Source organism: Methanococcus voltae (assembly GCF_024807655.1).
GTDB classification, from domain to species: Archaea; AGJL01; Methanococci; order Methanococcales; family Methanococcaceae; genus Methanococcus; species Methanococcus voltae_D.
Genome location: NZ_JANUCR010000002.1, coordinates 50964 through 72210, shown reverse-complemented (window position 1 = coordinate 72210; position 21247 = coordinate 50964). Strand labels below are relative to the sequence as shown.

At 28.1% G+C, this 21247-nt stretch carries 20 protein-coding genes; 4 read left to right on the top strand and 16 right to left on the bottom strand.

What is annotated here, in order from left to right; translation table 11 throughout:
• The first annotated feature begins 357 nt into the window (after positions 1-357).
• A complete protein-coding gene (locus J3E06_RS02905; protein ID WP_013180968.1) occupies positions 358-972 on the top strand; it encodes a ZPR1 zinc finger domain-containing protein in 615 nt (204 codons plus the stop codon).
• A 641-nt stretch (positions 973-1613) separates the two neighbouring features.
• Here J3E06_RS02905 and J3E06_RS02900 read toward each other — a convergent pair.
• Complete coding sequence (locus J3E06_RS02900) at positions 1614-2162, bottom strand: hypothetical protein (protein ID WP_013180967.1); 549 nt, start codon at positions 2160-2162, stop codon at positions 1614-1616.
• A gap of 353 nt (positions 2163-2515) precedes the next feature.
• On the opposite strand from J3E06_RS02900, the gene J3E06_RS02895 reads away from it, so the two are divergent.
• Both J3E06_RS02895 and J3E06_RS02890 read left to right on the top strand, forming a co-directional pair.
• Positions 2516-3118: a hypothetical protein gene (locus J3E06_RS02895; RefSeq protein ID WP_013180966.1), complete on the top strand. Its 603-nt coding sequence runs from the start codon at positions 2516-2518 to the stop codon at positions 3116-3118.
• A gap of 15 nt (positions 3119-3133) precedes the next feature.
• Positions 3134-3970, top strand: coding sequence for a helix-turn-helix transcriptional regulator (locus tag J3E06_RS02890; protein ID WP_013180965.1), 837 nt, complete (start codon positions 3134-3136; stop codon positions 3968-3970).
• A gap of 116 nt (positions 3971-4086) precedes the next feature.
• Here J3E06_RS02890 and J3E06_RS02885 read toward each other — a convergent pair whose 3' ends face one another.
• The 15 genes from J3E06_RS02885 to J3E06_RS02815 form a co-directional block, all read right to left on the bottom strand.
• The gene (locus J3E06_RS02885; RefSeq protein WP_013180964.1) at positions 4087-5016 is read right to left on the bottom strand and encodes a uroporphyrinogen decarboxylase family protein; all 930 of its coding nucleotides are present in this window, start codon (positions 5014-5016) and stop codon (positions 4087-4089) included.
• 239 nt (positions 5017-5255) lie between these two features.
• Positions 5256-6587: an MFS transporter gene (locus tag J3E06_RS02880; RefSeq protein WP_013180963.1), complete on the bottom strand. Its 1332-nt coding sequence runs from the start codon at positions 6585-6587 to the stop codon at positions 5256-5258.
• Between the two features lie 203 nt (positions 6588-6790).
• Entirely contained in the window at positions 6791-7738 is a 948-nt protein-coding gene (locus J3E06_RS02875; RefSeq protein WP_013180962.1) for a CobW family GTP-binding protein, read from the bottom strand.
• A gap of 106 nt (positions 7739-7844) precedes the next feature.
• Entirely contained in the window at positions 7845-9914 is a 2070-nt protein-coding gene (locus J3E06_RS02870) for an ASKHA domain-containing protein (protein WP_013180961.1), read from the bottom strand.
• Between the two features lie 61 nt (positions 9915-9975).
• Positions 9976-11046, bottom strand: a complete 1071-nt coding sequence (locus tag J3E06_RS02865; protein WP_013180960.1) for a methylcobamide:CoM methyltransferase MtbA — start codon at positions 11044-11046, stop codon at positions 9976-9978.
• A 224-nt stretch (positions 11047-11270) separates the two neighbouring features.
• Positions 11271-12356, bottom strand: coding sequence for a uroporphyrinogen decarboxylase family protein (locus J3E06_RS02860; RefSeq protein ID WP_013180959.1), 1086 nt, complete (start codon positions 12354-12356; stop codon positions 11271-11273).
• 304 nt (positions 12357-12660) lie between these two features.
• A complete protein-coding gene (locus J3E06_RS02855; RefSeq protein ID WP_013180958.1) occupies positions 12661-13749 on the bottom strand; it encodes a uroporphyrinogen decarboxylase family protein in 1089 nt (362 codons plus the stop codon).
• 87 nt (positions 13750-13836) lie between these two features.
• Positions 13837-14508, bottom strand: coding sequence for a corrinoid protein (locus tag J3E06_RS02850; RefSeq protein ID WP_013180957.1), 672 nt, complete (start codon positions 14506-14508; stop codon positions 13837-13839).
• Between the two features lie 406 nt (positions 14509-14914).
• Entirely contained in the window at positions 14915-15070 is a 156-nt protein-coding gene (locus J3E06_RS02845; RefSeq protein ID WP_013180956.1) for a 50S ribosomal protein L39e, read from the bottom strand.
• A 5-nt stretch (positions 15071-15075) separates the two neighbouring features.
• Positions 15076-15669 carry a DUF7411 family protein gene (locus tag J3E06_RS02840; RefSeq protein WP_013180955.1) on the bottom strand — a complete coding sequence of 198 codons (594 nt, stop codon included), beginning with the start codon at positions 15667-15669 and terminating at the stop codon, positions 15076-15078.
• 45 nt (positions 15670-15714) lie between these two features.
• Complete coding sequence (locus tag J3E06_RS02835) at positions 15715-16068, bottom strand: DNA-binding protein (protein ID WP_013180954.1); 354 nt, start codon at positions 16066-16068, stop codon at positions 15715-15717.
• Between the two features lie 201 nt (positions 16069-16269).
• Positions 16270-16695 carry a 30S ribosomal protein S19e gene (locus J3E06_RS02830; RefSeq protein WP_013180953.1) on the bottom strand — a complete coding sequence of 142 codons (426 nt, stop codon included), beginning with the start codon at positions 16693-16695 and terminating at the stop codon, positions 16270-16272.
• Between the two features lie 299 nt (positions 16696-16994).
• The gene (locus J3E06_RS02825) at positions 16995-17153 is read right to left on the bottom strand and encodes a hypothetical protein (RefSeq protein WP_013180952.1); all 159 of its coding nucleotides are present in this window, start codon (positions 17151-17153) and stop codon (positions 16995-16997) included.
• Positions 17154-17324: 171 nt separating this feature from the next.
• Positions 17325-18494 (bottom strand): homocitrate synthase family protein, encoded by a 1170-nt coding sequence (locus J3E06_RS02820; RefSeq protein ID WP_013180951.1) that lies wholly within the window; start codon positions 18492-18494, stop codon positions 17325-17327.
• 298 nt (positions 18495-18792) lie between these two features.
• Positions 18793-20346, bottom strand: coding sequence for a methanogenesis marker 3 protein (locus tag J3E06_RS02815; RefSeq protein WP_013180950.1), 1554 nt, complete (start codon positions 20344-20346; stop codon positions 18793-18795).
• A gap of 404 nt (positions 20347-20750) precedes the next feature.
• On the opposite strand from J3E06_RS02815, the gene yhbY reads away from it, so the two are divergent.
• Entirely contained in the window at positions 20751-21149 is a 399-nt protein-coding gene (yhbY, locus tag J3E06_RS02810; RefSeq protein ID WP_013180949.1) for a ribosome assembly RNA-binding protein YhbY, read from the top strand.
• Positions 21150-21247 lie beyond the last annotated feature (98 nt).

Here is a 21247-nt window from a genome sequence, read left to right as displayed (position 1 = left end):
TTATACGTTTATTACAATTACAATATAGTTAATATGCAAGTTATGTCCTAAAAATATATGTAAATATTATTTCCTAAGAATATTAATATTCTTGTAGGATGTTGTATATATAAGTTTTTACTTAAAACTGAGTAATATTTAGTAGAAAATTAGTATTATTGTACGGAAATAATTATAATATTGAATAGAATATTAACTAAAAATAGGTTAATTGAAAAATAAAAAATCAAAAATATTCAAATTAATATAACGTTAAGTAAAAATATAGTCAGCGTTATACAATACTTTAAGAAATAAGAAATTAATAAAGATAAAAAACAAATATGATATATTAAGGATAATCCAATCGGTGAAATTATGGAATCAAATGATAAAAACATTAAAAGTAGAATTAATCAAGTTAACGTTATGGATTGCCCAATTTGTCATGCTGAAAACAGTTTGAAGATAATAACCCAGGAGTTAGAAATACCTTATTTTGGAAAGGTTATCGAAACCACATTATATTGTAGTAATTGCAACTATAAAAAAAGCGATATTTTCCCATCGGAAGTTAAAGAACCTAAAAGGTTTATTTTAAAAATAAGCGAAGAATATGACTTAAACAAGAGGGTCATTAGAGGTTCCACGGGTCATATTTTAATTCCCGAGCTTGGCTTTGAAGTTTCACCAGGACCTGCTTCAGAAGCGTATGTTTCTAATGTAGAAGGCGTTATTACACGGTTAGAAGATGCACTAAAGACACTTATGGGTTGGGCAGAAGATGAAAATGAGATAATCAAAGCTAAAGAACTTGTTGTTAAATTGGAAGAAGTGAAACAAGGTAAATTAACCATTACGTTAATAATCGAGGACCCATTAGGACATAGTGCAATAATTGGAGATGGCGTAGTTGAAGAAGATTTAACAGATGAAGAAATAGCAAAATTAACCCACGACGTTGCAATTATGGAAAATGGCGTCCACGAATAAAATTAAATAAATATAAAATTAAATAGATATAAATTCTTTTTTTAATATTATTCCATATATTATTTTAATAAAATTAATAAAATTAATAAAAATATAATAAAATAAAAATAAAAAATTAAATACGTAAATTATATTTAAAAGTGTAAATAAAGTATATAATACTATTTTCAGTTTCGTAAATTTAATGGATATTTTAAATCTCTATTGAGGTAATAATTTATTCATTATAATTATTTATTCAATATAACTATTAAATAATGTAATTTGAGGTTAATAATTATATTTTATAATACTTGGAGGAATATTATAAAATAATACTATTTTGAGACTAAAATACCCATTTGCGTTTGTAAATTTATGTTATTTAGATATTGTTGTAATGTTGTTGTAATATGTTTTGTTAAGTTTTTATGATATTTTGATATGATATAGCAATAGTTTGAGGCATATTAAATATACAATATATCCCGAATGATGAATAATTATCAGGTTCTTATTATAATATATTTTCAGTTATGTGATATTATTAATCCTTTTATATTTATGTAATACAACCATTTTATAAATTAAATTAAGTTATTAAACTAAAATCATATTTATTCGTAAATTATGTCCTTATAGATAATATGAGCAATATTTAATTAACTACTTTCATTAATCAAAGCAGGTAGTCTATTTCGAAACATAGTACAATTTACATCTGATTCATTGAATTTAAATCCCCTAAATTTAACGTCATTGCCAGGTCTGACAGGCGTACCATTTTCAAAAGTTAAATTACATGGACCATTTACGATATATTTCAAAATACTTTCATTCATCTGCTCTGGAGAATAATTATAATAGCTACACAAAATACTTTCATTTAATGGTTCAATTAATGGTTCATTTGAACAATTCCAACAGTTTATAACTTCTATCGGAAATGGTGGTCTACCATTCTCAAAAGTATCATTTGTGAAATCTATAAAATTTCCAAATTCGTGAGTGCCATTCATATTTCTTAACATAGGTCTATGATGACCTTCATACGAATGATTAAAGTAGTTCGTAATATTTTCACAACTTTCCACACATATGTTATTTGAGTCTGCAGTTTGAGTAGATTCATTTAAATCACTTGCAAAAACACCCATCATACATATGAGTAAGACCAATAAGGACACTGAAGTTTTTGTAAATTTATTCATATGTATTGGCCTCCGGGACTTACTCCCGAAAAACACTTGGTTGAAACACTATATTATAAACACTGTTTTTAAGTATCTTTTTTATTGCAAATTATTTTTTATATTATTTTTTATATTTTTTTATATTTTTTTATATTTTTTTATATTAACGTCATAAATTGGATAAAATATACTCAAATCGTTAAGTATATAATGTATAAATTATTAAATACTTTTAAAAATTAAAAATAATGACTCGTTTCAGTTATTTTATAATTTAAAAAACTCGTTTCAAGATTTAAAATTCCCCAAAACTCGTTTCAACATAATTTATAAAGTGTATTTCACCTAAAATATGCTGGGAGGTAAATAGCATGAAAAAAATAATTCTTGTAATTTTAATATGCATCCTTGCATTTGTTAGTGGAGCAATGATATCCGCCAACATATTGTGGACAGTGTTTGGCGATGACATTGAAGGAAATTTTAAAAACAATGCTCCACCTTACAAAATTACCAGTGGCGAATTATATGTGTCAACCATACCATTAGACTCTTTAGATGGAGAATTAAAATATGCACTACACAACATTTCTGAAGAATATCCTAACAGTGTGAATTATGATACATATGGTAATATTCATATTAATAACAAATCAGTTTTTGAAAATATAAGTATGATGCTTAAAAAGGATGATAAAGAATTAGATTGGGTTTTAGTACCTAATATTAAAGAATCACAAAATTCATCAAGACCCATGATTTATAAAGTGTATTCATATTATGATTTAAAAAATTTAAATTTAACAAGACAACAATTGGAAAAAATATTGGAAATATATGGTCATATTTCATTATCGGACGATGAAATAAAACAGCTCAATTTAACAACCCAACAAGAAGCGTGTTTGAATAATACTCTTAAAAAGATGATAAACAACCACCCTGAAGATTTAACAGTTATAAAGGTACAATAGGTATAAAGTGGTAATATGAACAAAAAAGATTTGGCATATGTAGTTATACTTGCAGGTTCGGTATTCTCCATATCCATATTGTTGTTTTCAAAAGGGATTACTTCTGTTTCGGTAGCCATAGGTAATGGAGACCCTGTAGCAATTGCTACACCACAAATGTATCCACTTAATGAAGTAATAATGATGTTAGCGCTTTCAGTAATTGCTACAAACTGCTTTTCAAAACTTACCTGTATTGGAGATATTAAATATGAATTAATAAAAAGTTTAGACAACAAATATGCCAAAAATGAAGAAATTAACGAAAAAATTCATAATATAAACAGCCAAAACGATTACATTTCTGAAATGGGAAATAAAACTGTAGATTTAGACTATTTTGAAGAAGAACCGTCATATATCGAATTTGAAGAAGACATTAAAGTTGAAGAAATTAACGAAATTGAAAAAAATAGCGAACATATCATATTAAATAATTCTGTTGATGAAAACATTTCAAATAAAAAATATATGAATTACGATAATAATGTTGAAAATCAAAAAATAGATATTCTCAAAAATGAAGAAGTTAAATCGAAAGAAATTAATGAAGAGAAAAAAGAAAAAAAAGAAGAAAAAAGATTTAGAATTAGTAATGAAAAATTAAAGAATTTAAAAGAAGATGAATTAAAAATATATAATTTATTATACGAAAGTGAAAATAAAGAATTATTGCAAAATAAAATAGTTTTAGAAACTGGACTCTCGAAAGTAAAGGTTTCGAGAACCATTAGAAAGTTGGAATTATATGGAATAGTAGTCAGAAAACCCTATGGCAACACTAATCGAATATCATTAAAATGTTATGAATAATAATAATAATAATAATAAGAGTAATACTAATAAGAGTAATAACATAATAAAATACTACTAATCTAATAAGAAAAACAAGAAAAATATGATTTAATAGACAATTTATTCAGTAAATACTATTTTAATTTATAAATTGTACTATTTTTTGATTTAGAACTTGTTTTTTTAATACAAGCATTACCTAATACATTAACGTCGGAACCAATATTATTGCAAGTATTTAAGATATCCAATAGAATTTCCCCATAATTTTTACCATTGCTATCCATAGTAATAGGATAGTGAGTATAAATTTCCGTATTTTCGAAAGAAGAAGATAATTTACCGCAAACGTGTAATATCACATTATATTCGTTAAAATCAGATAATTCCGCTAATTTTAATTTATATTGCTCAATTATTCTTTTATTGGATATTCCACTATAATTTTTAAAAATTCTTGGTCCTACTATGTCCAAAGTACCTACGGAATCAGAGTACGATATAATTTTAGCACCATTTTTAACGCCTTCAATCATATAATTTATAATACCTTGCTCGATATAATCTATTAATTTTTTTGCATTTTCCGGATTTTTTCTAATTTCCTTATAAAATATTTTAGGGTCCATTAAAGCTGAAATAACCGTAAAAGGACCACAAATATTTAAAATAACATACTCTCCGGAAGCAGATAAGTTATTTACTGCAGACAAAACGTTAGTTATCCTACCTTTTCGCATAGTCAAATCCACCAAAGTCTCAAAATTAGCCAATTCTTCATTTGAATTTATTATATACTTTTCAACTCGGGGGCCATACTTATTATCACCTAATTTAATAATAGCACCAAATGCTTCAGCTTCAACAGTATTACAAAATGGAACTCTACAAAAAATATCTTTTTTAGAATCTTTCATCGCTTTCGATAAGTTAATCATATCTTCAAGATTCGTATGGGCTTTGGGGAATTCAAAATTTTTAGCGATTAAATCAGGTATTGTTTCGAAATTATCACTAATACATTTAAAATCAGTTTTTTTATCACTTTTAACATCCATATCCATAATTTCACCAATCGACAAATTAAAGGTTAGTACTCCTTTAAATTAATAAATTCTATAACTTAAAAATAAAAAAAATAAGTAGTAAAAAATAAGATAATATAAAATAAAAATTTTATAGAATAATTGATTTAGTAATATATTTGGGGTTGCTATAATCTTATTGTAGTATACCAATAATTAAATAATAATTAAATAATAATTAAATAATTATTAGTAATAATCAACTATTCACGAAATAATTATAATCCTTTCTCTTTTGAGAAATAAACGGATATAGTAGCTATTACCATACCAATTGCTAATGTTAACCACGCTGTTTGATACCCTGCAATTGTAAATCCACCTGCTGCCGTTATACCATAGCTTGCAATTATTGCACCACAAACCTGTTGGAGCACTGCACCACCTACGAATGGGAAGAAGTTTAATATAGCTGTGGAAGTACCTGCAATGGATATAGGGAACAATGATTTTACCTGACCATATGATACAACGAAGAAACCACCGAAGAAACCAAATAAGAAGTATAATACTTGGTAAATCAATGGATTATCAACACCTGTTAAGGCCCATATTGCGAACCATAATATTGTATAAAGTACCGTACCAATTATTAATGTCTTTTTTCTTGATTTTAAAACTTTATCTGCCAAATATCCTGCAACAGGACATCCTAAGATAAGACCAAAGCCTATAAACATTAAAAGTCCTGCATAATTTAATTTATCCCAACCTAATACATCTTGGAAGTAAGGACCTGCCCATAAACCTTGATATGCCATTAAAGACCCATAGAAAAAGAAGAACCAAATACCTAATGCCCAAAATGATTTTTCTTTAATAACCATTTTCATAGCATCTTTGATACCGATAGTATCTTCAGCTTTAGGAGTTTCAGCTTTTTGAGATTCTACAGCGATTTTTGAAACTTCTTTACCACTTTCCAAAGCTTCAACTTCTGCAATTGTAGGGAATCCCTTATCTGATGGCTTATCTTTAATAAATATGTATGACAATACTGCTAAAAGTACTGAAAAAACACCTAATCCTAAAAATACAGTTTGCCAACCTAATGATGTGTTTAACATTGCCAAAGGTGCCGCTGCTGATAAAGCACCGATATTACCTACTGCCAACATTAAACCACTTTGTGTGGCAAATTCGTTTTTTCTGAACCAGGTTGCAAGTACCTTCATAATTGGAATATATACCGCAGCTACACCAATACCAATTAATAACCTACCTAAAATTACCATATTAAAATCGGTAGCTATACCAGTGATTAAAGCACCTAATGCTGCAACTAACGTAAATATTGAAACAACTTTTTTAGGCCCGTATTTATCGGCTAAAACACCTGAAGGTATTTGCATTAAAGCATAAGCGTAGAAATAAACTGAACCTAATAACGCAATTTGTCCAGCACCTACGCCGAAAGTACTCATTAAATCTCCTGCCATAACTGCAAGAGACGTTCTGTGGAAATATACAAAGAAATAAACTATTGCAAGAACTGCAAACATTACCCATCTGTATTTCATCATTTTAGATATATTTTCTTTCGATAACATATTAATACCTCAAAATTGAATTAAAATCATTTTTATCAATTTTTTTAGTATAATACCTGTTATCATTAATTCTCCCATAAAGTAATATATCTAACTAATATATATAATATGGGTATTAAATTTTATAATAACTAAAAAAAATAAAAATATAGTAAATCTATGAATAATACGTATGATATTAGTTTTAATCAATTATTTAACGATTAATTAAAATTAAATAAGTTCAATATTTCTTTTTCATCCAATTCTTTGCCAATTATGCAAATTTCAGAAGATTTCTTGGTATTTAAATTTTCAAATTCATAGTTACTTCCCACATAATTAAATTCGGCATAACGTTGAATTTCAGGATTTTTTTCATCTAAATAATTAATAAATCCTTTTCCCCTCATAATTAGACCATATTTATTGGTTTTTAATTCATTTACGGCGTTTTTAAAAGATTCCATATTTAATGGATTATTAAATTTAACCAAAACGCTTGAAACTCCTTGCATCGCTTTATGAACATCCCCCACATACAACTCACGGGAAATTTTTTCATTACTTTCGTCGATGATTTTCAAAAATTTATCTAAATCAATGGAATCCCAATTTTCAGAAATGATTACTGCATTGTTATTTGTCTCTCTTAAAGACCCTACAATATCATCTAAGTCTTCTTGAGATATATATTGAGATTTACTAATAATTAACTTGTTGGCATTTTTTATTTGGTCATTGAAGAAATCTCCAAACAATTCCACTTGTTCCAGGTAATTTTCACCGTCGATTATAGTAATTGCAGAATTCAACTTGCAATTATTTTTAATATCTTCGTTATTTTCATCAAGGACTATACCTATTATTTGACTTAAAAGACCCATTCCTGTAGGTTCTACGATGATTCTTGTAGGTTTCATGTATTCGATAATATTATTAAGCGATTTTAAAAAGTTTAATTTCAAAGTACAACAAATACATCCTTTTTCAAGTTCTACTACATCTAAACCTTTATCTCTTAATATATCTCCATCAATTCCTATATCCCCAAATTCATTTTCAATAATTACAATTCGCTCATTTTCAGTAGATTTAATCAATTTTTGTATGAATGTAGTTTTACCAGAACCTAAATATCCAGAAATAACGTCTATTTTTATTTTATTCATTTTTATCCCTCTGTTATAGTATTAAATTAATATAAATACATATATATGTACCCGCAAGCGATATTATCGATATTTTAATATTATTTGTTAAAATTACTTGTTAAAATTACTTGTTAAAATTTAATGCTTTAATGAATAAATCTTCATAACCTTCTTTTGTAGATAATTCACAATATTCTATTTTATTGGCAACATTTTCCATATTTTTGCGAGATTCTTTAGACAATAAACACATTAAAGCACCTATTTTTGAAGAATTACCGATATAACGAACCTTATTTTTCAATTCCTTTGGAATAATCCCACTACCTGCGAGACTCTCTTCACTGAGGTGTTTTCCAAATTGACCTGCAATTATTACTTCATCCAAATCTTGCATTGAAACACTTAATTCAGCCAATAGTGCCTCAAAACCTGAAACTATCGCTGCTTTAGCCAGTTGCACTTGTCTAATGTCATTCTGAGAAATATAAATTTCTTTAGAATCTTTATTTTTTGAATTATAAATTAATATTGCCCTTTTACCATCTTTTTCTAGTATCATATCTTTATATAGTTCATTTACCATATTAGGTGATTTTATACGTCCCGTTTTATTTATTAAACCAGCTTTATTGATTTCTGAAATTATATCCAATATTCCGCTACCACAAATCCCCAATGGTTCAGAATTTCCAATTACGTTTATTTCCGGTGTTGAATTATCTTCTTTTATTTTGAAACCTTCGATTGCACCATTCGCTGCTCGCATACCGCAGCTTATATTCATACCTTCAAGTGCAGGACCTGCTGCACACGAACAAGCGGATAATTTACCTTTGTTAGATAAAACTATTTCTCCATTAGTGCCAATATCTATAAAAAGCACTAATTTATCAGTATTACCTAAATTAGAAACTTCTACGCCTGCTACGATATCAGAACCAATATATCCTGAAACTCCAGGTAAACAATAAACTCTACCAAATTTTGAAATATTAATATTCAAATCACTTGATTTTAAATACTTAGAATTTAAAAATATTGGCAAATAAGGAGATTTACCTATTGTTTTAGCATCTATGTTAAGTAAAAAGTGTAACATAGTAGTATTTGCAGATATAGCAATTTCATAAATTAATTCGTTAGATATACCTTGTTTTTTAGATAACTCAGCTATCATTTCATTTATACAGTCTATTATACTGTTATGTAATAATTTTAATCCATTATCATTCTTTTTAGCAAAATCAATTCTTGAAAGAACGTCTAAACCATATTGTTTTTGAGGATTAATCCTACTTTCAGAACATAATTCATTTCCAGTAGTTATATCAATTAATGAAGCCACTAAGGTTGTTGTTCCAATGTCTATGGCTATACCATAATATTTTGAGTTTTCAAAGGTATTAGTTAGATTATTTGAATTATTTGAAGTATTTGAGGTATTTGAGTTATTTCCCCTAATTTCTATACCCAATAATTCATTTTCTGAAAAAATTGCATCAACGTATATTTTTTGGTCATCGAATAAATTATTAGACAATATTTCTGATAATTTTTGTATTGATGCCATTAATTGCAAATCATTTAAATTAACAGTAAAATTTAAATTATTAATATCATTATTTAATATTTTTTTGTTTGTTTTGTTTGTTTTGTTTAGTTTTTTTATGTTGCTTGAATTATCAATTAAATACTCTTTAATCAAATTTAACAGAACATTTTCAAAAGTTTTGATATTTTTATTCTTTAAATAATCTATATCCATTAATTTTAAGGTATTTTTGGATAAAGGGCAAGATATTTTTATTATATTAGGATTATAGTCGAAATTTGGAATATAACCTTCAGCCAGTATTTTATGAGAACTACTTTCTTCATTGTTTGAAATATTTGCATCTTTGAGTAAATCGATAGTTAAATCGCCATATACGGTAGTTAAACAGCTTAAACGAATTCCTGCATTTAATTCGTCTTTTGAAAGATAATTTAACTCTTCAACGGTTGGTTTTGAAATATTTTTCTCATTTTGATTTAAAACTTTAACTTTGCATTTCCCACAAGTTCCTGCACCACCACAAGGACTTTCAATCTTTAAATCATTTTTTTGTAAGATATTTAAAAGTAAATCTCCAAAACTACAGTTTAAAGTATTATTTTTTATATTGGGATTAATTATTGTAATTATTGCCATGTTAAGCCTCTAAATAAGGTTATCATATAAAAAAATTATTAAATATACCATAAGTTAATATTTAATTATTTATTTTTGAATTATCGAAATTTTTTGCAGTATTTACCATTGCTTGGATATTTTCCAATTTCGTCCTAACTCCAATACCACAAGCTGGAGACAATATATCTACGCCAAATTTTATGCACGCACTACTCATTCGTTCTATGGACTGAGGGGTGCCATTTTCTAAAGTAAAAGTGCTTACATTACCCATTATTGCTTTACCAGGTACATTTTCAACTACTTGTTTTACGTCGGTGATTGAATCAAAACTTATTGCATCACTGTTTAAAGTTTTTATTTCACCATATATACTTTTTAATCTTCCACATATGTGTATTATAGTTCCCGTTTCAGCATAATCTTGTGTTTCGTCGATTAATCGATTTAAATACGGTGTAGCATACTGTTTAAACATTCTTGGACCTAAAATTTCGCCAGTTCCACTGGGGTCAGAAATCGCTAAAACGTCAGCACCAGCTTTTAATTGAGCTTTACCAAATTTTATTAAATTATCTGTGATAAAATCCATATATTCGTGTACTTTTTCAGGTTTAGACCTAAGTTCTTTGTAATAAGTAATAGGTTCCATTAGCGAAGATGCTACACTAACAGGACCTGTTAAATTTGCAACTACCGGTACGTCTTTATCTTTATTTTTTAGTATTTTTATGGAATCTAATATCACATCTTCTCGAGATACGTAGTTGTATTCGTCATTTTTACCATTTTTTGAAAGAATTTCGTTTAAATTGGTATATTCTACTACAGAATTTATTGGATATTCTGTAACTCTTGGTTCGGTTATTTCAGTACCCATTTTGACTTTAGCACCCATTGCTTCTGCTTCAACAGTCATACAAAAAGGAACGCCCACATTTTCAAATCCACCGTTTTTGTATATTGCATATGTCAAATCGGCCATTTTTTGAGGGTCCTTGTGAGCTTCTGGCCAATAAATATCAGTAATATCCATAATATCTTTGATTATCATATTCATCATACCGCCAGGACATATGCAAGGTTTTCTATCCACAGTTTTCTCTTTTTCCTTCAATACCATTTTTAAACGTTCTTTAGGGGATATCATATAATCACCAAAATAATTTGTTGCAAATATGCCATTATATACGTTATTCGTTATTGATTAGCCAAATTATATATTAATAAATTAAATATAACTGCATAAATTTACAAAATTTACAAATAGAAATATGCATATAAAAATAATCTAATTTTAATAAAAATATTAAAATTAAAAAATAATAGTTCATTCAATCAATATTATGTATTAATTAAATAAAACAATCTAAATTATTCGTCATATTTATCAATACTTAATAAATATTCTAATTTTTCGTCATTTACAGGCCAACCGATTTCTCTTGCAGTATCCATCATTACGTCTATGTTTTCGATAGGTGTTTCTACAGGTAATCCACAGCCTGACATAATACCGTAGCCTTTTTTAGCTTTATAACCTTGCTGAACACATTTTAAGACTGCTTTTCTAACTTCTTCCTTAGTTCCTGCATACATTACCGCTGAAGGGTCAACATTACCGGTAATAACCATTCTATCGCCAATTTTACTTGCACAATCTTCCAAATCTGCGATATCATCGATACTAAATGCATTAATACCCATATCTGCGATATCAGTCCATATTGCTGCAGTTTGACCGCAAATGTGTATGGAAACACCGTTAAGTTTTGATTTTATGAAATCAACATACTTTGATAAATATGGGGCGCAAAACTCCCTAAAATGTTTAGGGCTTATTACGGTACAAGAAGCCATAGGTTCTGCAATACTTATACCTACACCAGTCTTTATGGCTGCATCGGTAAATCGTATACAGTTTTCAAGGGATATTTCGCATAATTTATGAACTGATTCTGGGTCTTTTATCATTAATTTTGTCATTTTTTCGACACCAATTATAAAGAAAGCATTTGTAAAAGGACCTACAATGAGAGCAGTACAAGGTACTTCGTCTTTTAACTCTTCGTAGACATATTCCATTGCCTTTAAATGAATAGGTAATCTTGCATCATTATAAGGGTCTATTAACGGTATTTTATCAATTTCTGAAATATCATTGATTGCAGGCTCTAATAAATCAACGGTATCATCATCAGGCATTTTCATTTTAGCACCCATTGCTTCAGATAACAAAAACAAATCGGTGAAAACTTTTGCACCATCTGCACCAAATCTTCTGTACGTTGCAATAACTGCATCTGCTAAAGCTCTTGGGTCATTGTTAAATTCTGAAATTTTACAGCCGGAAATTCTTGCAATACCGTTTGAAAGGTTAGGATTACAAGGTAATCTATCGATTGATTCCCCGTTTGCTTTAGCTTTAGCTCTTTGTAAAGGAGTCATCTTATCTTCCATATTTTGCCTCGAATAATATTTTACTATGTATGCCTTGATATATTACCAAACTTTAAGAAATTTAAATTAAAGTAATTTAATTTGGTTAATCGTAAATAAATAATACATTAGATGAGTTATATTATAACGGGGGAGAATTAATGAATTTATAAGGAATAATTTATAAGGCATTATACTAAAATTAATAAAAACACATCTAATAAACTTTATTAACCTTTTATTTTGAACATATCCATTAATTTACGATTATTTGATAATTTAAAAATATTATAAATTAATTATAACATTTTTAACGAATTTTAAATTATTCATATTTTGTACTATTCATTAAATTTTCTAATTTCTCATCGGTTATTGGCCAACCCACTTCCCTTACGGTATCCATCATAACTTGTATGTTTTCAATTGGAACCTCTACGGGCAAACTGCAACCAGACATTACTATAAAGCCTTTTTTAGCCTTATAACCTTCTTGAATACTTTTTAATGTAGCTTTTCTAACTTGTTCCTTAGTTCCTGCATACATTATTGCCGAGGGGTCAACGTTTCCTGCAACTGCCATTTTATCGCCAACTCTGTCTGCACAAAGCTTTAAATCAGCTATATCATCAATACTTAATACATTAACACCCATGTCAACTAAATCATCCCATATAGGGTCTGTTTTACCACAGATGTGTAATACAATATTTCCAATACCTTTTGACCGCATATAATCAATTAATCTTTTAAGGTAAGGTGCAGAGTACTTTCTAAAGTGTTTAGGACTTATTACAGTACAGGAAGATAAAGGTTCTGAAATTGTAACACCGACACCTTGTTCCAATGCTGCATCAGTTAATTTCATACAATTTTTTAAAGAAATTTCGCATAATTTATGAACGGATTCCGGGTCTTTCAATAACATTTTAGTCATTCTTTCAATACCTATCAAAAAGAAAGCATTTGTAAAAGGACCTACCACAGAAGCAGTTACTGAAACTTCATCACCGATTTCTTCCTTAACTTTTTTCATAGCTCTTAAATGTATAGGAATTCTACCATCATTATAAGGGTCTATTATTTTCAAATCATCAATTTTTGAAACGTCGTCAATTGCAGGTTCTTCTAAATCTGCAGTGTTATCTTCCGGTTTATTAACTTTTGCACCCATTGCTTCAGCTATTAAAAATAAATCCGTAAAAACTCTCGTACCATCCATTCCAAATATTTTATATGATTGTATAACTGCGTCAGCTAATGCATCAGAATTATGATTGAATTCTGAAATTTTATAACCTGCAATTCTTGCAATACCGTTTCCAATATTTGGATTACAAGGTAATCTATCGATTGATTCCCCATTTGCTTTAGCTTTAGCTCTTTGTAAAGGGTTCATTTTGTCGCCAGTCATCTATATCACAATTTAAATAGTTTATACATCGTTCAATGTGAATTAAATTAATGTAAAATAATATAAAATTACCATAACATTTTTCAATTAGTTTAATTTGGAATCTTTTAATTTTGAAACCAATTCCTTTGCCATTCTTGCTGATTTTGATGCTTCAGGAGCATAACCGTCCGCACCAATTTTATCTGCAAAACTTTGTGAGATAGGACCACCGCCCACCATTACAATAGTATCATCTTTCATATTTTTTTCTTTTAAGATGTTAATTACAACTTTCATATTGTCCATTGTAGTAGTCATAAGTGTGGATAAACCGATTACGTCTGCTTTTACTTCTTTAGCTTTTTCTACGAATTCTATAGGCGGTACATCTCTTCCTAAGTCGTAAACTTCGAAACCTTGAGTTTCCAACATTATTTTAAATAAATTTTTACCAATGTCGTGAGTATCTCCCTCAACAACACCAACTACTGCCTTCATTTTTTCTTCATTTTCTGCATATTCTAAATGGGGTTTTAAAATATCCAAACCTTTATACATTGCATCGGAGCATACCAATAACTCGGGGATAAAATATTCTTCTTCTTCATAAAGGACTCCGGCTCTATTCATTCCATCAGCCAAACCTCTTGAAATTCCATCAAATGCGTTAAAACCATTTTTAATATAGTCTTGAGATAACTCTTCAGTTAAATCTTCGTCCATTTCTAAAACAGCCTCTGAAAGTTGCTTTATCATAGTTTCTTGTAATTCGCTCATACTCAGCCTCACATATTAATATTTTTAATAGGGTAATTATATTTTTTAATGTTTCGATTATAGCACCTCATAGTATGGCTATTAAGATATTTATAATTTTCATTAAGAAACGTAATAGCCAATATTACTATAAATAAACCTATTAATAATTTCTTTAATTAAAATAAAGTTATATTTAATAACATTTACAAAATAAAGTAATTTTGGAAGATATATCGATTAAAAAAGGAAAAAATCATAAATAAAAATATGGAAAAATTACGTAAAAAAGTATGTAAAAAAGTATGTAAAAATATGCGTTTTTAAAAATAAAAATATGGAAAAATGTGATATAATCGTAAAATAAATAGAAAATAAATAGAAAATAAATATTTTATTAAAAATAAAGAAAATTTTGATATAACCCTTATTTTTTAAGGGTTTTTCTTCTCCAGTTTCTCATTTTTGGGTGGCTTCTTACTGCACCTTTTGTTTTAGCTACTGCGAATAAAGGTACTCTTCTGTTTTGATTTAAAGCTTTAGCTAATCTTATTTTTTTACCTAATGGTTTATTACTTGCCATAAAATTCACCTCTTTTTTAATCCGACCACTCTTGATTGAATGTGCTTAGGGAAGTAATCCAAAGGATTTTCTCCTCTTGACCGTAATACTGCCCTTATTTCAGTTTCATAATCCGATTTTAAGAGTTCTTCACTCTCTTTTTCCGAAATTTCAAAATAATTATTAACAAGATTTCTTAAAGTTTTATGTCCAAAACCCATAAGTGGGGTTATATATTGAACATTTTTTCTCATTTCCAAACTTTGAACTTCCGCATGACTTAGTTTCGGAACTCTATCATCCCGTCTTGTTCCATCTGCAATAACTTCAAAATCATCAGAAATGATATTTAATGTTTCCTTGTGGATATATTGTATCCCATTTGATGGAAATCCATCATCCAATATAATATCGACAGATTTTTCAAGAATTTCACTGTCCAAGCGTATAACTTTATGAGGATAACCGATAATTTTAGCAGTATTTTGAGCATGAATGTATGAGTCCAATACTCCAAAATTTATTGTTATCAATTCTATATCATATCCAAGATTACTTAAGATTATAGAAGATAAAGAACTATCTTTACCACCACTGAACAATACATAAGCTTTGTTCATATTGGTTTTATCTGCCGTATTGAGTAATGCCATAGTTTCACAAAATTAACGTCTTGTAATACTGAAACTTCTTTTAGGTTTAGTGCTTTCATGAATTTTGTCAAGAATAACTCTAAATCTATCATCATCTAAAGGAATAGGTAATCTTCCAGATTGTGCCAATTGAATTAACTGGTACTCAACTTGCTCTGCAAACTGAGGTTTTGCCATTTTTATTCTTGCCAATCTTGACCTTGCTTCCTCAGACAATATTTGTCTCATTAACTTTTGTTTTTGAAGCTCTTGTTGTGCCCTTTGTTCCTCAAGTTGCTGTTGCATTTGTGCTTGAGCTTCCGGGTCATTTTGAACTCTTTGCTGCATTTCTGCTAACTTTTGTTGTTTTATTTCTTCAGGGTCCATATAATTCACCAACTACTAAAATAACTACATTACAATTGTAAATAAAATCATTTTAACTATATTTACATAATATCCATATTAAAATATCTATAATTCCATAATTAATAATTAATAATTAATATTATATAATAATATTTTAAATTCAACGTTTAAATTTTAAATATAATTATTTAAATGTAATTATTTTTTAGTGTTGAATAATTATTCTTTTGAAGCGTCTGAAACTTTTTTAGCAACGTTGTCTAATAATGATTGTCCTTTTGGTGAAATAATTCTACCGCCATTTTCAGCTTTTAAGATTAAATCTTTTGATTCTAATGCTTGTAAAGCTTTTCTGATGATATTACCACTACCTTTTACGAATCTTTCAGGGGCGCATCCTCTGTTTTTTCTTCCACCGTAAGCGCTTCTTAATCTTTCAACACCTACAGGTCCGTTCATATTAACTTTTCTCAAGATTGAAGCACATCTTACAAACCACCAGTCTGCATCGTCTGGTCTTCTTTCTTTATGTGCACCTGTTTTAACATATAATGTCCATTCTGGTTCTTGAATGCCTATTTCTTTTAATTCTTCTGCTAATTTCTCAATTAATTCATTTGGAGATACTTCGTAAACTGTTACCATGTAAACACCTCTTTTTCTAATATAATCCATTGTTCGAATAAGCTGACTACTTATGGATTCGTAGAACTAATAAATATATTATTAATCTTTCCTAAAAACCGAGCACTCCTACTATGTATTACAAGTATATAATATTTTCCCCTATGAAATATCGGGAATATAATCCATAAAACCGCTTAATTTTTTAAATTAAGCTAAATTTACATAGATAATTTAAATCAAAGGCTATTTATCCTTTAAAAATCTTATAAAATTAATGTAAAAATCGTATAAAAAATTAAAAAAATTAAAATAATTATTTAAAAAATACCCAATACAAAATGAGCCACAATTAACATTATGACTAAAATCAACGCAATTTTAATCATTAATTTCATTGTTTTAAAGAATAAACTAAGCAATACCCAAACTACGATTGCTATAACTATAACGCCTATTATCGATATCAAATCAAACATATTATCACAATTTTGTAAACCTTATTATTAATTAATATAATTCCATATAATATTTAACTAATTTCCTCTATTTATAACAATATTATATGATAATTTAAAAAATAAAATCAAAGATAAATATAAACGTAAGAATAAGTGTAAAGATAAATGCAAAATAAATAAAAATTATATTTAGTTTTTATTATCCAATATCTGTTTTACAATATCCTTAAATACATTATCTGTTATCTCCACACCACTTTCACGGGTTTCCTTAGTTTTTTTAACAATTTCCCATAAGTGTTCTCTATCAGTCTCAATTCCTTGCTCTAATAACCTACTTGCAACTGCTTTGCAACCAGAATGTTTACCCAATATAATTTTTCGCTCTTGTCCGACTACTTCAGGCAATACTGGCTCATATGTAAGAGGATTTTCTAAAACGGCATCTACATGGATTCCACTTTCGTGGTAAAATACAATATTACCAACAATTGGTTTATTTTCAGCTAATTTTATTTTAGAATATTCTTCAACCGTTTGAGATATAGATTTCAAATTTTCAGTTTTTAAACCCATATCAAACTCATAAAGTGCTTTTAAAGCCATTACAAACTCTTCAAGTGATGCATTACCTGCACGCTCCCCTAAACCATTCATAGTTGTAGATACTGCCTTTGCACCACCTATAAGTCCATATATGGAATTAATTACTGCTAAACCAAAATCATTATGGCAATGTACTCCAACGTGAGCTTTTTTAAGGTTTTTGCTTAATTCTGAACAGATGAACTGCATTGATTGAGGTGTTGCACATCCTAATGTATCTGCCACATGCACCCTATTTGCTCCGTGTTCTTCTGCGTTTTTATGAATCCTAACAACGTCTTCAATGGGCGTTCTTGTTGCATCTTCTGCGGAAAAAGCCACAAAAAGTCCGTGGTCTTTTGCATACTCAATAGCATCCATTCCCATTTGCTCAACTTCATCTAATTCCTTATGTAATTTATATTTCAAGTGTATTGGAGATGTTGCAATAAATGTAATGATACCATCCACATCACATTCTAATGCTTTATCAATGTCATCCTTTACAACCCTACAAAGTGCCAAAATATCCGCATTCAATCCTTCTGCAGAAATAGATTTAATAATATCCCTTTCGGAAGCTGAGACTACTGGAAAACCTGCTTCAATTTGTTTAACACCCATATCATCAAGTTTTTTAGCAATGTCTAATTTATGCTCTTTTGTAAAACAGATACCTGGAGTTTGTTCGCCATCTCTAAGTGTAGTATCGTATAAATAACAATCTTTTAAGTCTAATTTTGGATTGTAGGGACAGGTAGCTTTCCATTCCATAAACTATTCCTCCTAATTATTGCAATTACTGTTTAAATTAATTTAACAATTATTTAATTATTATTTGTATCATACGCCAAAATAGTCCAATATAGAAAATAATAGTAAATTTATTATAAAGTATATAAATTGTATAAATACTATATGAATTCATAATTATGACAATTATTATGTTATATTAAATATCAAAATGATGTTTTATAGTATTAATAAGTTTTCATAAATAATTAAGATTTTACATAATTTTATTTTACATAATTTTAAATCATTTTATAGTTATCGTATATTTAACGGATAATTATTTGATTTCTTCATATAAGTATATTTCATCTTTTGGTTTTAAATTCTTTAAAACGTTTTCATTTTTAGTAATTTCGCCTACAATATTCGTACCTTCAAAAGTTTCCCCAGTAGGTCCATATTTATCACTTTCACTGGTTCTAATTCCTGCATAACCTTTATATTTTTTAACCATATTTGTGATAGCTATTTTATTTGCATCTAATTTATTCTTCGGCGTATTTTCGGGCAATAACGCTTTTGCATAATCCAAATTTCTTTCGAACATTGCCATGTCTTGGTGAGTGAAGTATGTTTTAAGAATACCAATTCTCTTTGTGGTTAAACCCGTTAATTTTCTAAAGTACCAGGCGCTTTTTGGTGCTTCTTTGTCATATATTTGTATATGGAGTACTTTTTCAGGATTTACGGCCTTTATTGAAACTTTTTTGGTATTTAAAAGTTCCAATGTGTAATTAGGAGTTTGCTCTACGATTATATTTTCATCAGCGTTTTCTTTTTCTGAATTTAAAAATTCATCTTTATTTTCTAATTCAATACTATATTTATCCAATAAAGTTAAAGCTTCTTTTACCGATTTACCAATTAAATTGATACGTTCAGGATTACAAACTGTTGTAATAATACCATTTGTTGAAAAATTAATCAACTCCTGACCATTTACAACTTTTCCAACGTTTGTATGGGATAAAGAAGATGTTCTACCTTCTTTATAGATATAAACTTTACCCATACCAACCCCAGTATTCCTAACTGTTATAGCACCTTTTTCACGAGGTAATGTATTTAAATCGTCTATTTTTAAGGTTTGTAATCTTGAATCAGCGATAAACGTATTGGAATTATGAGAAACTTCGGCATAACCATTTTCAAAGATTGATAAAGCGTGTTCTGTTGTTTTAGCAGGACCATTTAACTTTAACTCGGAATAAGTGTAAATTTCCCAACCATCTTCAATTTTAGTAGTTAAATCGGTTGTAATTTCATAATCAATGGATTCTTTTGATTCCCTAAGTAATTCAATCGATAATATCTTATCTCCAGGTTTTAAATTAGTCAATTGTCGCTTACCACCGATTAAAGTTCCTAATTTAGGATTATAAAGTCCATAAGCTTCAGTAGTATCTTTTCTAATGAATACGAGATGACCTTCCGATTTATCGAGACCTGAAATACTCAATAATACATCCCAACGTTCAAAATCTTCAGATTGTGTATTAACATCTAAATCAATGTTTATGCTTCCAAAAGCCGCATCAGAAACTGATTTCCATCTTAAATTTTTATTTTCAAATTCCTTATAATGTTTATTCCAAAAATCAACCACCTGACTTTCTTCACTTACTTTTAATATGAAAGTGCCCCCCGTAGTTTTTATCCGATATTTCATAGCACTTTCGGATATTTCTTGATTAATACCTTTTACTATTGCAATATTCGAATCTTTGAGGTAGGTTTCCCCTTTTATAATATCTTTTAAAGTAATAAAATCATTAAATTCTTTTTCGACGTTATTTACTTTTACTTTTACTTTTACGTTTTTACTTGCCATATTAACCGCTCCAAGATATTAAAAATAAACTTAACTTTTTAAACAATTCCATTATTAATTTATAACAATTGAAAAATTAAACACATAATTAGAATAAATATTTAAATGAATGGAGTAAATAATCCAATTTTCAATAAGAATATATAATTAAACATACATTGTTTATATAATAATATATTATTCGATATTAAATTATATGTATCAACTGTATATTATATATATTATAGAATAAATAATTATAGAAATAATTCTATTATATTATGTCTATTATATTAAAATCTAACCTGTTAGTTTTATTATATAAAATAACAGTAGTTAAGACTTTAAAATTAAATAATTTGATTTATTACTTTTATACGACGTATAATATTTTTAAAATTATATAGATATTTATCGGTGATAATATGGATTCAGAAGAAAATAACAAAGTTATAACCTCAAAAGCTAAAAAAATACTTAGAAGTCAATCCCAAAGTATTGAACCTGTGGTTTGGGTTGGAAAAGAAGGCGTTGAGAAGGTTATTGAAGAAGTAAGGAGACAGTTGAAAGATAAAAGTCTCATAAAGATTAAAATTAGGAGAAGTGCTATTGAAGGCATGGAAAAAGATGAAATTGCCAAAATAATAACCGATTCAACAGATTCAGAAGTTGTTTCGATAGTAGGCAATGTTATTACATTATTTAAGCCAAAAGAAGGCTGGAAAAAATACACTACGTGTAAGCCTAAAACTGCTAAAACTGGCGATAAATATATCGAAGAATTCGAAAGTTTACGTTCAAGAAAACACCTTATGGATAGGTAAATATACCCTATAAGAAACGACTATAAAAAAATTGTAAAACTTAAATTAATAAGGATATATCTAAAATATTCAAAATAAACTTTTTTTATTATTTTAAA

Bases quoted from the DNA above. Each gene is read 5' to 3' on its own strand.
- J3E06_RS02905 (WP_013180968.1), top strand. From the start codon at position 358: ATGGAATCAAATGATAAAAACATTAAAAGTAGAATTAATCAAGTTAAC.
- J3E06_RS02900 (WP_013180967.1), bottom strand. From the start codon at position 2,162: ATGAATAAATTTACAAAAACTTCAGTGTCCTTATTGGTCTTACTCATA.
- J3E06_RS02895 (WP_013180966.1), top strand. From the start codon at position 2,516: ATGAAAAAAATAATTCTTGTAATTTTAATATGCATCCTTGCATTTGTT.
- J3E06_RS02890 (WP_013180965.1), top strand. From the start codon at position 3,134: ATGAACAAAAAAGATTTGGCATATGTAGTTATACTTGCAGGTTCGGTA.
- J3E06_RS02885 (WP_013180964.1), bottom strand. From the start codon at position 5,016: ATGGATATGGATGTTAAAAGTGATAAAAAAACTGATTTTAAATGTATT.
- J3E06_RS02880 (WP_013180963.1), bottom strand. From the start codon at position 6,587: ATGTTATCGAAAGAAAATATATCTAAAATGATGAAATACAGATGGGTA.
- J3E06_RS02875 (WP_013180962.1), bottom strand. From the start codon at position 7,738: ATGAATAAAATAAAAATAGACGTTATTTCTGGATATTTAGGTTCTGGT.
- J3E06_RS02870 (WP_013180961.1), bottom strand. From the start codon at position 9,914: ATGGCAATAATTACAATAATTAATCCCAATATAAAAAATAATACTTTA.
- J3E06_RS02865 (WP_013180960.1), bottom strand. From the start codon at position 11,046: ATGATATCCCCTAAAGAACGTTTAAAAATGGTATTGAAGGAAAAAGAG.
- J3E06_RS02860 (WP_013180959.1), bottom strand. From the start codon at position 12,356: ATGGAAGATAAGATGACTCCTTTACAAAGAGCTAAAGCTAAAGCAAAC.
- J3E06_RS02855 (WP_013180958.1), bottom strand. From the start codon at position 13,749: ATGACTGGCGACAAAATGAACCCTTTACAAAGAGCTAAAGCTAAAGCA.
- J3E06_RS02850 (WP_013180957.1), bottom strand. From the start codon at position 14,508: ATGAGCGAATTACAAGAAACTATGATAAAGCAACTTTCAGAGGCTGTT.
- J3E06_RS02845 (WP_013180956.1), bottom strand. From the start codon at position 15,070: ATGGCAAGTAATAAACCATTAGGTAAAAAAATAAGATTAGCTAAAGCT.
- J3E06_RS02840 (WP_013180955.1), bottom strand. From the start codon at position 15,669: ATGAACAAAGCTTATGTATTGTTCAGTGGTGGTAAAGATAGTTCTTTA.
- J3E06_RS02835 (WP_013180954.1), bottom strand. From the start codon at position 16,068: ATGGACCCTGAAGAAATAAAACAACAAAAGTTAGCAGAAATGCAGCAA.
- J3E06_RS02830 (WP_013180953.1), bottom strand. From the start codon at position 16,695: ATGGTAACAGTTTACGAAGTATCTCCAAATGAATTAATTGAGAAATTA.
- J3E06_RS02825 (WP_013180952.1), bottom strand. From the start codon at position 17,153: ATGTTTGATTTGATATCGATAATAGGCGTTATAGTTATAGCAATCGTA.
- J3E06_RS02820 (WP_013180951.1), bottom strand. From the start codon at position 18,494: ATGGAATGGAAAGCTACCTGTCCCTACAATCCAAAATTAGACTTAAAA.
- J3E06_RS02815 (WP_013180950.1), bottom strand. From the start codon at position 20,346: ATGGCAAGTAAAAACGTAAAAGTAAAAGTAAAAGTAAATAACGTCGAA.
- yhbY (WP_013180949.1), top strand. From the start codon at position 20,751: ATGGATTCAGAAGAAAATAACAAAGTTATAACCTCAAAAGCTAAAAAA.